This is a genomic window from Nitrospira sp., assembly GCA_030692565.1.
GTDB lineage: Bacteria > Nitrospirota > Nitrospiria > Nitrospirales > Nitrospiraceae > Nitrospira_D.
This window is the reverse complement of the sequence record JAUYAO010000050.1, coordinates 46,729-60,719: the sequence shown is the minus strand read 5'-3', so window position 1 is coordinate 60,719 and position 13,991 is coordinate 46,729. Positions and strand designations below refer to the sequence as shown.

Here is a 13,991-nt window from a genome sequence, read left to right as displayed (position 1 = left end):
GCCTGCGTGACTCATCGTCACCAAGCATCAGCAACAGTCTCCATTGGGAGAGCAAGTGACAGCGTCACCGCTGACGATCTGGCCTGCGCGGTTGATGATCGCGAAATGAGGAACGTAGGTGTCGGATTCCAATACTTCTAGCGTCTTCGAACAGATCTCCAACGGTTCGCCTCGGCGATACACATGGTGATCGTCATCGGCGGCTTCGACGAAGGGTCCGGCAAGCATGGCGAAATACCCTTGCCAGAGGCAGGGCGCGTCTGACGGATAGACTGCGGTCCATCGGTCATCGGCTCGATCCAACCACAGGGGGGCGGAGGACAAGATAAAGTGAGAAACCAACGGAGTCTGGCTCAAGAGGCACACAGTGTCCGGCGTGATTGGCTGAGGAATGCCTCGGGAATAGGTCGTGCCCAGTTCATCGACCACTCGGCTGAACGGTCCGCGGAGCGTGGCATAACGAACGGCCGACTGAGGCGCGCCGGCGGGAAGTTTAAATCCCGTCAAGGTGACAGAGAAGAAGTGAATGCCGTCGATCACCTGCCAGGGCGAGGACTTGAGCAGATGAATGCCCAGGAAGCCGGCTCCCACCATCCCCGCGATATAGTCGGTAAGCGTCAGCGCCCCGGAGAGGCAGTTGCCCCACTTTTCAGCGTCATGCACCAAGTACTGCGGAACGGGCTGATCGGCCACGATGTCGGAGATCGTAAATCGTCCACCCGGTTTGGCAACGCGAAACATTTCCCTGAAGACCTTCCGTTTATCCGGCGCCAGGTTGATCACACAATTGGAGATGATGAGATCGACGGCGCCGTCGTTCACCGGCATCGCGTCTGCCATCCCTTTGCGAAACTCGACGTTGGAGGAGGCATATCCAAGATTGGTTGCGACGACGGGGGCATGCTTCCGGGCGATGGCCAGCATCGTGTCCGTCATGTCGATCCCGATGACGTGACCAGTGGGGCCGACGAGCCGGGAGGCTTCGAAGCAATCGATGCCGCCACCTGAACCGATATCCAACACGGTTTCCCCTGGGGAGACGGTCTTGAGCCCGGCGGGCGTCCCGCAACCATACGAAATCTTGAGGACTTCTTCCGGGATGAAGGACTGGAGATTGGCCATGTCGTAACTGGTCGGGCAACACATTTGCTCGCCCGTTGACGCAGCCCGAGCATAGCGATCACTGACCTTTTGGGGAATCTCATCTATGGGCATTGCGTCCGCATGCGCAAATGTGCATATCCAGGCCTGTCCATCAAAGACGAATCTTGAGGTAGCGACAATGTGACCTGCTCACACACTGCCCGATCACTTTTTAGGCGTCTCATGCGAAAAGTCTTCCTTCAGCAAGGTTTCGATGACCCGTTGCGTCTGGGCGTACCCTCCCTCACCCACTCGCACATAGCGGACTACCCCTTGTTTATCGACGAGGTACATCGCCGGCCAATAGCGGTTGCCGAAGCGATCCCAATTAACGAAATCGTTATCCACGGCCACGACGTAGCGGATGCCGTGATCCCTGACATAGCGTGTCACGGCATCGATGTCCTTTTCGTACGCGAACTCCGGGGAATGGATGCCGATGACCACGAGTCCGCGATCCGCGTACTGCTGATGCCATTGCTTCACCTGGGGTTCCACATTTCGGCAGTTGTAGCAGTCAAAGGTCCAGAACTCGACCAGGACCACTTTGCCACGGAGACCACTGAGCGATTGAGGCTCTGAATTGATCCAGGCCGAGCTCGTGATCTCCGGCACCTGCATTCCGGTCAAGGCATGGACCTCCTGAGGCGAGTTCACGTACTGGACGATGGTTCCCAATACGATTCCGACAATTATGACCACACCTCTCCACGAAAGGCCTCTGTGAGCGTTGGTGATCTCTTTGTTCATGATGTCCTCCGCCCTGCTATTTCGTCATTCCCTTCTTCCCTTCCATCATCGCCTCCTTCTTGTCCATCATCGCATCGCCCGCTTCCATCGTTGCTTTCCCGAAGGACGCGCGGCCGATCTCCACGTTGAACTTCTTGCACCAGATCACCACGCTGTCGTACTCCTCCAGATTAACCGTGCCGGGAATCGGAAAATCGACCGTCCCGGAAAATTGCGTCAGCTTTCCCAGCTCGATCCCTGTGCGATAATCGCCGTTTTTGGCGAGATAGACCCGTCCATCAAGTACCTGATCCACGAGAATCTCCGTCAGGTTCAGGGTCTTGTGACCACTCTGATCTTTGGTCACGGAGACCGTCCCGGCTGCGTGATGGCTACCCGCACCCGCTAGCATGCCGGTACGGATTTCCGCCATCTGTCCTTCCATCATTCCGGTCTTCTGCTCCATCATCGAGCCGTCTTTCTGCCCCATCATCTTCTTGTCCGTCTTCGTCATGGAGCCATCTTTGGTCATCGTTTCGCCCTTCTCCATCATCGCCCCTTTTGAGTCCTGCATCATTCCGGCGCAGGCCGGAAGCGACACAATGGGCAAGCCCATCAGCCCCACCACAAATACCATCCTCTTTATGCTGTTCATATTATTCATTGTCGATCCTCCTTGTTAGTTTCGACTCTGCCACTTTACCCGGAGAACTCAGTCTGCTCCGTCATGGAATGAGAGAGACATTAAGGCCGTTCCACACATCGCTCGTTCGTGACTGTACAGATCGATTGCGCACAATGATCATCTCCGTCACCTCTCCGCAATTGACACAACGCCATGCCGGATTATTTTGGACACTGCTGTCCAGAAAATCGAAGAACCGCTCTTCCACCATCAAGCCCTTGCAACGTTGACACGTCACCGATGCTCCTTTCGTTTCGCCATTCAGGACGCATGATGGCGCACCCGAATCACGTTCGTCTCACAAAACAATCACATTTTGATCACGGGGCACCGAGCGTCTTGGTCAGACCGGGATCAGACCTCGGCATCACGGTGATGCGAGCGTCATCTGCTTCGGAGAGAGTGTGGACTGCGGAGAGGTTGATAACCAACAGACCCGCAGGCGAAGTCACCACCAAGACACGTCCCTGAAAGGGAACCGCGCTTAACAGCATGACCTGTGCAAAGGATCGCTTCCCAAGCAATCCACCTGTCACAAAACGATCGCGGTTGGGATGAGTGTTTCGTCGATGGAGAACCGATGGACTCAATGGAGGGTCAAGCAGCGGGCAGATGAAAGGTGACGGTCGTTCCGCTATTGAGGATGCTCTGGGCCTCAATGGCGCTTCCATGGAGCTCAAGTATCCGCTTGGCGATGGCAAGACCAAGCCCCGCCCCGGTGGAATGCTCCTGGTTGCTTGCCCCCGCGCGAAAGAACCGGTCGAAAATGTATGGGAGATCCTCAGGCGAAATTCCACAACCGGTATCCGTCACCTGTGCCACGATTGTCTCGTTTCTTTGGGTGAGAGCCACGGTTACGATACCGCCTGGCTGGGTGTACCGGAGGGCATTCTCGATGAGATTTTCAAGGACCCGCTCGATAAGCCCAATATCAGCTGACACGAACGGAAGGTCCTCCAGAAAGTCTGTTTGGAGCCCGACACGCTTCTGTTCTGCGGCAAGCCGGAGTTGTTGGACCACGTCTTGTACGAGTTCACCCAGGGAAAACGCCTCGACGTGAGGCTCCATCTCGCATGAATCCAGCTTCGCCAGCTCAAACAGCTCGGCCACCAATGTTCCTAATTGCTCGCTGTGCTTGGTCGCGATTTCAAGATAGGTCCGTTGCTCCTGCGGCGACAGCGTCCCTTCCTTCATGAGCAGGGTATCGAGATAGCCCTGAAGGGATGTCAGGGGCGTGCGAAGATCGTGAGAGACATTGGCTACCAGCTCGCGTCGCAACAAATCAATCTGTTTGAGCTGCCCTACCTGCTGATGGATACGATCCGCCATCTGGGTAAAGATCGTGCCTAACTCGTATATTTCATCTCCCTTCCGAGCTGTATTGAAATGAACCTGAGACCGGTATGAAGAATCTGGCTGTTTGGAAAAATCACCCCGCTTGAAGGTCTCCATCGCCACGGCGAGCGTTCTGAGCCTCCGAGTCAATAACTCAAAAATAAGGAGTCCGGTCAGAAGGACAAACAGCAGTGTTGCGGCTACGGCCCACAGACTCAAACGGAGAATGTAACTCCCTCCAAGCATCTGCGCCACCGAATCATGTTCCTCGCCACCCAGGATCACGTACAGATAACCCTCGATTTGGCCATTTAAGCGTTGTATGGGAAAGACCGAAAAGATCTTCTCACGATTGATGTCACGCGGGTCGTCACCCAGAATTGGGAGGTCTTCGTCTCCCGACAAAAACCGCTCCAGTGGGTCTAGCGAAATGCGTTGTCGTTTCACCTTTGCGGGAGGGGCTGAAAAGGTCAGGATCGTCCCCTGAGCATCGAGCAGGTAGACTTCGATGCTGGGGTTAATCACCATGAGCATGTGAAAAATCTTCTTGAGCGCCGCTTCATTCACTTGTCCCGCCTGCATCAGGATATTTTCAGAAACCATGTGCTCGGCCAAGGTTCGGTTGAGCTTCTGGTTGACCTCTTGGAAATACAGCCGAGTCGTATACAACGTCAGTAAAATGGCCACGGCGCCTATTAGGCAAAACAGTCCGAGGAGGACAATGGCCAGCTTCCCATACAGGGTTTTGAACATCGGACTAGCCTTCTACTTGCTCTTCATAAAACCTGTAGCCGATTCCCCACACCGTCAACACGTACTGAGGGTGGGCAGGGTCGCGCTCGATCTTGGCCCTCAGCCGGTTGATATGGGAGTTCACGGTGTGTTCGTAGCCCTCGTGGGCATACCCCCACACCAGATCAAGGAGTTGGGAGCGTGTATAGGCTCGGCCTGGGTGCTGAGCAAACTGAAGCAGGAGATCAAACTCTTTGGCGGTCAGGTCAACCGATTGACCGCGAAGCGTGACCGTGCGCTTTTCAGCATCAATCACGAGATCACCCACTTGAATCGTGTTCTGCGTGCCTGAAGCCATCTGCGATCCGAGCGCCTCCATGCGGCGGAATAACGCCTTTACTCGGGCGAGGAGTTCCCGAATACCAAACGGCTTGGTCAGATAATCGTCTGCGCCGACCTCCAGGCCCAGCACACGATCCAGCTCCGTTGACTTGGCCGTCAGCATCAGGATGGGAGTGTAGTTGGGTTTGGCGCGTAGACTTCGGCACACCTCCAATCCTTCGATCCCTGGAAGCATCAGATCGAGGATGATTAAATCGTAGGGTTTGGAGAGGGCTTGCTTGAGGCCGGACACACCATCATGCGCCACCTGTACGTCATATCCCAGATCATGCAGATGGAGTTCCACGAGACGCGCAATGTCCCGGTCATCTTCAATCACGAGGATTTTTCGCGGCTTCACACTTTGCCTATGTTGTCCCCCATCTACCATGATTGTCAGGATAACAAGCGATTGTCACAAAAGCATCACGGATGAATGGGCCTGTTGACCCGAACAGGGATCGTGAGCACAGGCAGACACAGGGCGGGAAGACCGGCAACCGGCAGTTTATTGGGCCACCTTTTTGAAAATGATATCACCGTAGTAGGCTGTAGCGCGTTCCTTGGTATTATCCGTATCGCTCATGATCGCGACGCCGTTAATCATCGGCGGCTCCTCCCCGAACGCCTTCTTGTAGTCTTCGTAAATATTCCGCTCTTCGTCGACCCACATGCCCACTTTCTGAGTGCCACTCTCGACGATCACCATTTTGGCAAAATCGGTATAGGCATTTTCAACGATCGCACCGACCGGCGTCTTCGTGTCCCAGATATAGTTCAACGCGCCGATGGGAATGTCGCCAAAGAGCGCCCGGCCCGCCTTGTACTTCAACTTCCTCCCGAAGCTCACATGGTCGGGATCATAGGCAAACGTAATATAGAGCCGGGCCGGGTAATCGTCCCCATCCTTCCGGCTCACGTCGCTATGCTGAAGCAGATTCTCGACCTTCCAGCGCCAGCGGACAATGGGATAGTCTTTGGGATTGATGGCCACTTCCTTCGTCAGCCCGGAGGCTGAAGCGTCACTCGTGGCCTTCACCACGACCTGTTCGCCATCTTTCACCAGCACATATTCCGTCTGCTTCGGGATCTTCTTGAACGTCAGGGGCTTCCAGCCGCCAGGAAGGCCTGCCCCGGGCTGATCCGAGGAGAACTTCCCAACCTCGATGACCGGCGCAGATTGCCCCCAGGACATTACCTGACCACCGAGGCTGCCTGAGATCAGAACCGTGAGCGCAACCACCCTCTGCAAGGCCGTCATGCCGTTCCTCTCCTACCTCCTCATCCAGGCAAAGAGTTTCACGAGCCGATTCCTCGTCGCCGGCGTGAAATGCGCCTTGCGCCAGAGATTGACCACCTTCTTATTGACCTCCGCCTGGGTGGGATAGGGATGGATGGTCCCGGCAATCGTCTTGGCCCCGAGTCCGGCTTTCATCAAGACGGAGAATTCACTGATCATCTCGCCGGCATGCGCTGCCACAATCGTCGCTCCCAGGACCTTGTCCGAACCCTTTTGAATGTGAACCCGCGCAAATCCTTTGTCTTCGCCGTCAAGGATGGCACGGTCGACTTCATCCAACTTGAACGTATAGGTTTCGACCTCGAGACCTTTCTCCTTCGCGTCTTTCTCATACATCCCGACGTGTGCAATCTCTGGGTCCGTGAACGTGCACCAGGGCATGATCAGCGAATCCACGCTGGCATAGCCTAAACCGAACGGATGGGGAAACAGGGCATTTTGGATCACGATCTGCGCCATCGCATCGGCAGCGTGGGTAAACTTGTGGCGGGAACAGACATCACCCGCCGCGAAGATGCGTGGATTGCTGGTCTGCAACCGGCCATTCACCTTGACGCCATTCTTATCGAACTCGACCCCGACCGCGTCCAGCCCCAGCCCTTCCACATTCGGAGTGCGGCCGACACCTACCAGAATTTCATCGACCGCCACGTCGTACTGTTGGCCATGGGAATCAACCGTGAGACGCTTCACGCCGTCCACCCTGCTGACCTTCAGATCTTTGCCGCAACAAAGGAGTTGCACCCCATCCTTCACCATCTGCGGTTCAACAATCTGCGCCGCATCTCGATCCTCATTCGGCAGAATGCCGTGCTGGGTTTCGATCAAAGAGACCTGGCTGCCAAACCGGGCAAACGATTGCGCTAACTCGCACCCGATCGGCCCCGCGCCGATCACCGCGAGACGTGGCGGCAACTCCGTGAGAGAAAACACCGTTTCATTGGTGAGATAACCCGCCTCTTGCAGCCCGGGAATCTGTGGCGCGGAAGCGCGCGCGCCGGTGCAAATCGCCGCTTTCACAAACTGCAGCGAGCGATTGCCGGCCGGCCCTTCGACCGTCACCGTCTCCGTCCCTGCGAACCGCGCGTTGCCGACAAACACATCGACGCCTAGATTTTTATAGCGTTGCGCCGAATCATTGTGGCTGATCTTCGCCCGTAGCTTTCGCATACGCGCCATCGCCGCACCAAAGTCATACTTCACGCCGGCGGGAATGTGCAGGCCGAATTCAGCGGCATTGCGGAGGTCGGCCCAGGCCCGCGCAGCGCGAATCACTCCCTTTGACGGCACACAGCCAACATTCAGGCAGTCGCCGCCCATCAGATGCTTTTCGATCAGCGCGACCTTCGCGCCCAAGCTCGCGGCGATGACAGCCGTGATTAAGCCGGCTGTCCCAGCCCCGATGACTACCATGTTGTAGCGACCGGGCGGCTCCGGATTGACCCAGTCAGCAGGATGCACATTGGCGACAAGCCGCTGATTATGCTCATCGTCCGGCAGCATCAGGCTCTCATCTTGCTGGCTCATCCGCGCGCTCCTCTAAATTTCTTATAGACCGTCGGAATGAGGGCCAACAGCCCCAACAGCACAAAGGCCCCAATGACATTCGGCGAGGCGATTTCCTTCAACGAGTTGATCGTTCCCAACTGCCGGCCGGCGTAGGCATAGACGAACGAACCCGGAATAATACCCAGCGCCGTTGCCGCAACATAGGTTCCCACGTTCATACGGGTGAGGCCGGAGACCAAATTCACTACGAAGAACGGGAACAAGGGAATTAGGCGCAAGGTCATCAGATAACTGAACGCATTGTTGGTAAAGCCCTGCTGAACGGGTCCCAGCCACTTCCCGAACTTCTGCTCCACCCAGTCGCGCAACAGATAGCGCGCCGTTAGGAAGGCCAGCGTCGCCCCGGTCGTCGCGCCAAGATTCACAAAGAGGGTGCCCAGGATACTACCAAACAGAAATCCTCCGGCCAGCGTCAGAATGACCGCACCCGGCAGGGACAAGCCCGCCACCACGATGTAGGCAAGGATGAAAAGACCGACCGCCGTCGCATAATTCGCCTCGGTGAAGGCCAGCAAGTGGTCTCGATTACTTTTCAAGGCGTCCAGAGACAGAACCCTTCCCAGGTCGAAGTAGAAAAATAGTCCGATAGCCACGACGATACCTGCCATCATGGCGAACTTGCTTCCGTTTGATTGCTGGGATGGATTGGTCGTCGGCGCTTGGCTCGTCATAGCGGCTTCGTGGAGTATCATGGGGACTCCTCTCAGGTCTGTCAATGGAACAACCTGCCCGTATAGTCGACGCCGCCGCCGGTTTCTTACAAGAGGGGCGCAGACCAAGCCGCACATGATCGCTATGAAGAGGTACGGACGGGGTTGGTATCTGGATGTGGATGGCTGAAACAGAATGAGGACAACGGACCAAAGTCAGAGGAGCCTGCTCAGGGGAAGGGGTCTGGCCTGACCGGCCGGTTCTGCGTGCAAATCTACGGGCGTGGGAGTCGAACCGCCGTGGCGGCACCACTCAGCGCGTTACCGACGTCATTCCACCAGGCATGTTGATCGTGGCAGGAACGCCCACGGATATCGCCACGGTCAGACTGTTGCAGGCGAGAGGCGCACGAATCCTGGCGAGAGGTCTCCGCCAGGTTGTTGGTCGAAGGAGGGGGAGTTCCGGCACACCCGAAACTGATAAGCAACGCCACACAGAGTCCAATCCGCATCCACCCCTCCCTATCATGCCTACTACGCATACCTAGTGCCTCTATCGGCGGGAGGAAGATTTTCCTGAAGCATCGACAGCCTGACTGATCTACGGCCACTGATGATCAGCGAGGTCGCGCTCAAGATCGAGCCGGCCCAAGGCCCGCTCAAACGGATCGATCGAGCCGTCTCGATTCTTGTCGAGTTCCTGGAAATGCTCGTGGAGCAGCGCGCCGGCATGCGGGTTTGGAACTCCTCCCTTGCCATGCTCGTAATGCGGGGTATACCGCTGCGGCTGCTGAAGCATCCCATGATAGGACACGTCAGGCTTCGGCGTAAGCGTGGCCTGAGGCCTCAGTTGTGTGGTTGCTCGCGCACGGCGAGGCGCGCGGCGGACAGACTGTTCCTTTGTCGGCCCCTTGCCCTTTTCCAGGGCAGGACCCTTCCTGATGCGCTGTTTCTTGGAAATCCCCACATCCTTTTGTACCGGGGCAGACGAGCGCGATGTCTGCCGGCTGACAGCCGCGCGATTGCTGGCAACTCCTCCCTGTTCCACTGAAGCCTTACGCTCAGTCCAGGCAACGCTCCCCTCCGCCGCCAAGGCCGACACCAGGACGACCACGAGCACGGCCAAGCCAGCGGCAGGGCGATATCGTCTCACAAGAACTTTGCGCATAGGACGGGATCTCATAGAGGCATACAAGTGTAGCAGGCCCTATTGTGCCCCCAGGCCATTGATTCGAGAAGGAAATTCAACGTCTGTGAGATGGTCGAGCACAGCGGATCAATCAGGGCGACTTGTCAAAAGAGGCCTGATTCCCGTACCCTTCGACTGGAGGCCAGACGATGGACGATGATTCTCGGTTAACACAATCCAAAGAGCAGTGGGCGAAAGCCCGGCGCGGAGGCGAAGAACGTGAGGTCTTCTATGAAGGCGACGACCGGCTTCCTCCGGGACAACATCTCGTCGAAACCTTTCCGGTGCTGGACCTCGGATTCAAACCGGACATTCCCCTCCAAGAATGGACATTGACCATCGGCGGGTTTGTCACGACTCCGGTCACCTGGACGTGGGAACAGTTTCTCCAACAGCCCCATATCCAAGACCGTTCGGATTTTCACTGTGTCACCTCCTGGAGCCGGTACGACAACGACTGGGAAGGCGTGAGCTTCCGGCAGATCATCTCCGTCGTGAAACCGCTGTCGCTCGCCAAATTCGTCCTCTTCAAATCGTACGATGACTACACCACGAATCTGCCGATCGACGTCTGCGACGATGCCGACGTGCTACTGACGTATAAGTGGAACGAGAAACCGCTCACCAAGGAGCATGGGGGCCCGGTCCGTGTCATTGTCCCGAAGCGCTACGCTTGGAAAGGCGCAAAGTGGATCAAGGAGATCACATTTTCAGATAAGGATGAAAAGGGATTCTGGGAAGTGCGGGGCTACTCCAATACCGCGCTGCCGTGGAAGAACGATCGCTACGGATAGCTGATTATTTCTTTATCCAGCCGCCGGGCCCCTCAACCATATTCCCGGGCTTCGTATTCTGAATGGCCTTCTCTCCAGCCAGGGTCTCGACGGAATTCACACTGGTACCATTGCGTCTCGCAATCTCTTCGTAGGCCTGCTTCCGCTTCTGATTGATGTCGCTGACCAGCGCCTGCACTTCGGCGTTCCCTCCGGTCACCGCACCCAAGTACCCGTTGGCCTTTTCTCCTACCTGCCCCTTGGCTTTCGCCTCCTCCAGCGACAAGGCCCAGGCGGGAAGGCTGATCCCCACACAGAGCGCCACGAGAACCACACCAACCATCATGCGTATGCGGGCCATCCTCATCTCCTTTGCCGATCGTTAAAACAGTCCGCTGTTGTTAGACAGGACCTGATCAAGATCCTTATCGACCTTCACTCGGATCTCATGATCGATCTTCACATTCAAATTGATGGTAATCGGCTTCTCTGGTGCGGCCACCTCTACACGGGGCGTACAGCCGGCCATCCCCCACAGAAGCCAAAGCCCCATCGCAAGTCTTACCCCACATCGTCTCATGATATCCCCCTGCCTCGTCATCGTCGTTGCATCTTGCCTTGAAGCGATTCTTCAATATCCTGCACCAGGCGGAGACTTTGCAAGAGCGCGGGAATATTTTCCTGAACATTCACATTGAAATGGATGGGCGGGCTCTTCTTCATGTCCGGATTTCTCCCCTCCAATCGCACGGCCAATTGCATGACTCCATCTTCAGCGTACTGCACCCCGGCTTTCAACACCGTATACTGAAAGTTGCTGAGCGCCTGTGCCACCAGCTTCACATTCGAATCGGCGTCCGTCAGGAGGGCCGCGGACTCCGGGGAGGGTTGGTAGCGAATCACCCCGCCTGGCGCTTCTGCCTCCACCGTTCCATCCTTGACACTCACCCCTTTCGCCGTCACCGTGAGCGGGATGGCCCCGCTCAACAGGCCTGTTCCCTGCAATCCCTTTTGCTGTTCAAGACTCAAGAGCTTCGCCAGATCACAGCGCCGCAGTGACAACACGAGTCGGTGGGGCATCGTAGCCGGGGCGAGACGAAGACCGGGACTCGTCACAGATCCTCCGAAAAGACCCGCCTGAATATCCTTGAGATCGAGCACCGGCCAAGGGTCTGACAGTACCCACTGCAGATCGGCTGTCACGGACACATTCGTCAGCGCCACCCCCGTCTGAATAGCCGCCGCGGTCACCACTGCCGGCTGACTCGATCGCACCTGTTCAAAACCCTGGAGATCAAAATCCAAGGTCGTGTTGATCCCCTGAATCGCCATCCCCCGAACAGCTGCGGACAGCTGATCCGCCTGAATCTTGATCTTGCCGGACTGGGAGACGACCGATGATGAGTCCTTCGATCGACTGGGGGTCCACACAAGATCCGTACTCGCCGTGATCCGACCGTCGGTGAGATCGAATGAAGCAGGCAGACCGGGCAGCCACTTCTGCAAACGATTCGCCTCTGAGTCGAACCGGAGGGGCCCGAGCACCAGTCGCGCCGATCCATCCCGCCCATATGATTGGGCCACCGTTGCGGTGACGACACTCTCTCGACCAGGGAGGTCTCCCCGCACATCGGCCTTGAACCCGGCCTGATTCGCGGCAAACTTCACCTGCCACGCAGACGGCGGAAGCGTCACTGGTAGCGGCTCGATTCGCACCCCGACCAGGTTGATACCGCCTTGGGCTGTCCACGAACTCCCTACGGATTCGGCGCTCTCGAGCGTCACGGTCCCCTCTGCCAGCGTGACGTCGTATCCGGCCGAACGAATCCCCTGCGCGCCGATCCGGAGCGTTCCCGGACCGGCCGTGCATTGTCCGGATTCCAGCGCGCAACGGACCGGAATCGGTGCAACCACCTCAATGGTCGCGGACGACATCGCCACACGTCCCTGTTGAAACTGTTTCACGGTCATCATGGAGGGCACATGCAAGGTACCGTTAACCACGCGCTGCTTGAGCACCACGCGTCCCCAAAGATCGCCCCGAACTTCTCGCACAGAGACCCCCGCGGTCAAGCTGGGCGGCACCAGCCCTCGCAGATGGAACTCCCCTTCGGCCGACACGAGATCTTGACCGACCAAATCTGCGTGAACGGCATCCACTTCGACCACCAGCGGCCCCGTCGCCGCCCCATAACTCACATGGACCGGACCATCCACCGTCAGACGGATCGGCGATTCTGCCCAATAGAGTATCCCCTGAAGCGGCTGGCGCTGTTCGACACGAATCGGCTGATCGCCCCGCGGCAACAACGACCTGACCGCATCCGGCACAAAGCGAGGCTGCATATTCACCGTCGCCGTTCCCAACACACCGGGATCAATCGTCCATCCCAGTCGCGCCGGGGATCCAGAGAAATTCCCGGACGAAGACAGGGCAATCTGCTTGGCCACGCCTTTCAACGCCGGCAACGTCACGGTGGCCTGAAACGATCCTTGGAATAGTGATTCCGGGCTTTCGCGAAGCGCACTCAGTGCCGCGCTGGACGGAGCCATGCCCGTCCATGCGACGGACACGTGCCCTGACACTTGGCTCAGCTCCGGTCCGATCGGAACGGCCAAGGCAATGAACGGAGCGAGCTCCCGAACATTGATCTCTAATTTCCCCTCAACCTGCACCTGCCCATCGCGCGCCTGCGCCGTCGACTGCCAGGTAAGAATCGGGGCGGCCTGCGGCCGTTGCGACACCAACGTCGCCGCCCACGTCGTCGCTGAATGACCTGTCAGAGAAAGGATGTACGACGCCGTCTCCCGCCCCTGAAACGACAAGCGGCCCCCGAGCTCACCATCCCGCTGTTCGATCACACCCTGAATCGCCACTCTGCGAAGCGGACCTGTCGCCTGCTCACGAAATACCGTCACCTGGCTCAGCTCCACATGCTCGAAGGGCAACACCGGGATCCGTCGCAGCAGATCACCGGCCGTGAGCACATTCCATGGGGATCCGCGTCCTTCTTCCAACACAGTTGCGTCGACGGGTACGCCAGTGGAAGACGGGTCCTGATTGTTGAGCATCTGAATGGCCAAATAGGGCAGCACCACCCGCGAGACTCGGCCGTGCAAGAGATCAGGAAGTTGATACTCGACCTGAACGTTGGTCACAGACACCATCAAGACTTCATCGCCCAGATCCAGCTGAAACGACACGACAGGAATCGAGAGCTCCTGCCATCCGGGATATCCCAACTGCACAATGACATTCCGATACCCCTGGCGACTCAGCCACTGCGTCACTCCGTAAGACACCAGTAAGGGAGCCAGGAGATAGACGCTCAGGAGACCAGTGAGCGCCAATACCAGAATTCGTTGATAGCGATAGCGGAGCATGCCGACAGGGCCCATCCTCTCTTTGGACGCGTTCAGGGTTGTCGACCAATGGCCCCTGCCCTGTCAAGGGCCAGGCCAGACAAGGGGTCTCCTCGTGCTCCGCATGCCGTGTATTTCCTGA

Annotated in this window: 14 protein-coding genes; 1 reads left to right on the top strand and 13 read right to left on the bottom strand. The window is 57.4% G+C overall.

The annotated features are described in order from the left end of the window. Nucleotides 1–27: 27 nt before the first annotated feature. From Q8N04_13015 to Q8N04_12970, 10 genes are all read right to left on the bottom strand, one after another. Nucleotides 28–1,215 carry a methyltransferase domain-containing protein gene (locus Q8N04_13015; GenBank protein MDP3091595.1) on the bottom strand — a complete coding sequence of 396 codons (1,188 nt, stop codon included), beginning with the start codon at nucleotides 1,213–1,215 and terminating at the stop codon, nucleotides 28–30. A 93-nt stretch (nucleotides 1,216–1,308) separates the two neighbouring features. Continuing rightward, entirely contained in the window at nucleotides 1,309–1,845 is a 537-nt protein-coding gene (locus Q8N04_13010; GenBank protein MDP3091594.1) for a redoxin domain-containing protein, read from the bottom strand. Nucleotides 1,846–1,909: 64 nt separating this feature from the next. Further along, nucleotides 1,910–2,536 (bottom strand): DM13 domain-containing protein, encoded by a 627-nt coding sequence (locus tag Q8N04_13005; protein ID MDP3091593.1) that lies wholly within the window; start codon nucleotides 2,534–2,536, stop codon nucleotides 1,910–1,912. 61 nt (nucleotides 2,537–2,597) lie between these two features. Next, nucleotides 2,598–2,795, bottom strand: a complete 198-nt coding sequence (locus Q8N04_13000; GenBank protein ID MDP3091592.1) for a hypothetical protein — start codon at nucleotides 2,793–2,795, stop codon at nucleotides 2,598–2,600. Nucleotides 2,796–3,154: 359 nt separating this feature from the next. Then, nucleotides 3,155–4,645, bottom strand: coding sequence for an ATP-binding protein (locus Q8N04_12995; GenBank protein MDP3091591.1), 1,491 nt, complete (start codon nucleotides 4,643–4,645; stop codon nucleotides 3,155–3,157). Nucleotides 4,646–4,649: 4 nt separating this feature from the next. Next, on the bottom strand, nucleotides 4,650–5,366 hold the full coding sequence (locus tag Q8N04_12990) for a response regulator transcription factor (protein MDP3091590.1): 717 nt from the start codon (nucleotides 5,364–5,366) through the stop codon (nucleotides 4,650–4,652). A gap of 147 nt (nucleotides 5,367–5,513) precedes the next feature. Continuing rightward, entirely contained in the window at nucleotides 5,514–6,266 is a 753-nt protein-coding gene (locus Q8N04_12985; GenBank protein ID MDP3091589.1) for a DUF3047 domain-containing protein, read from the bottom strand. Between the two features lie 12 nt (nucleotides 6,267–6,278). Beyond that, the gene (locus Q8N04_12980) at nucleotides 6,279–7,832 is read right to left on the bottom strand and encodes a mercuric reductase (GenBank protein ID MDP3091588.1); all 1,554 of its coding nucleotides are present in this window, start codon (nucleotides 7,830–7,832) and stop codon (nucleotides 6,279–6,281) included. Beyond that, the gene (locus Q8N04_12975) at nucleotides 7,829–8,566 is read right to left on the bottom strand and encodes a TVP38/TMEM64 family protein (protein ID MDP3091587.1); all 738 of its coding nucleotides are present in this window, start codon (nucleotides 8,564–8,566) and stop codon (nucleotides 7,829–7,831) included. Before Q8N04_12975 ends, Q8N04_12980 begins: the two co-directional genes overlap by 4 nt. Before the next feature lie 559 nt (nucleotides 8,567–9,125). Continuing rightward, complete coding sequence (locus Q8N04_12970) at nucleotides 9,126–9,692, bottom strand: EF-hand domain-containing protein (GenBank protein MDP3091586.1); 567 nt, start codon at nucleotides 9,690–9,692, stop codon at nucleotides 9,126–9,128. Nucleotides 9,693–9,862: 170 nt separating this feature from the next. Between Q8N04_12970 and Q8N04_12965 the strand changes: the two genes are divergently transcribed. Next, the gene (locus Q8N04_12965) at nucleotides 9,863–10,507 is read left to right on the top strand and encodes a molybdopterin-dependent oxidoreductase (protein MDP3091585.1); all 645 of its coding nucleotides are present in this window, start codon (nucleotides 9,863–9,865) and stop codon (nucleotides 10,505–10,507) included. 4 nt (nucleotides 10,508–10,511) lie between these two features. On the opposite strand, the gene Q8N04_12960 is transcribed toward Q8N04_12965, so the two are convergent. Genes Q8N04_12960 through Q8N04_12950 form a run of 3 tightly spaced genes read right to left on the bottom strand, consistent with a single transcriptional unit; the run spans nucleotide 10,512 to nucleotide 13,885 of the window. Next, complete coding sequence (locus tag Q8N04_12960) at nucleotides 10,512–10,847, bottom strand: YdbL family protein (protein ID MDP3091584.1); 336 nt, start codon at nucleotides 10,845–10,847, stop codon at nucleotides 10,512–10,514. 21 nt (nucleotides 10,848–10,868) lie between these two features. Next, the gene (locus Q8N04_12955) at nucleotides 10,869–11,066 is read right to left on the bottom strand and encodes a YnbE family lipoprotein (GenBank protein MDP3091583.1); all 198 of its coding nucleotides are present in this window, start codon (nucleotides 11,064–11,066) and stop codon (nucleotides 10,869–10,871) included. A gap of 17 nt (nucleotides 11,067–11,083) precedes the next feature. Further along, entirely contained in the window at nucleotides 11,084–13,885 is a 2,802-nt protein-coding gene (locus Q8N04_12950) for a YdbH domain-containing protein (protein MDP3091582.1), read from the bottom strand. Nucleotides 13,886–13,991: the final 106 nt, after the last annotated feature.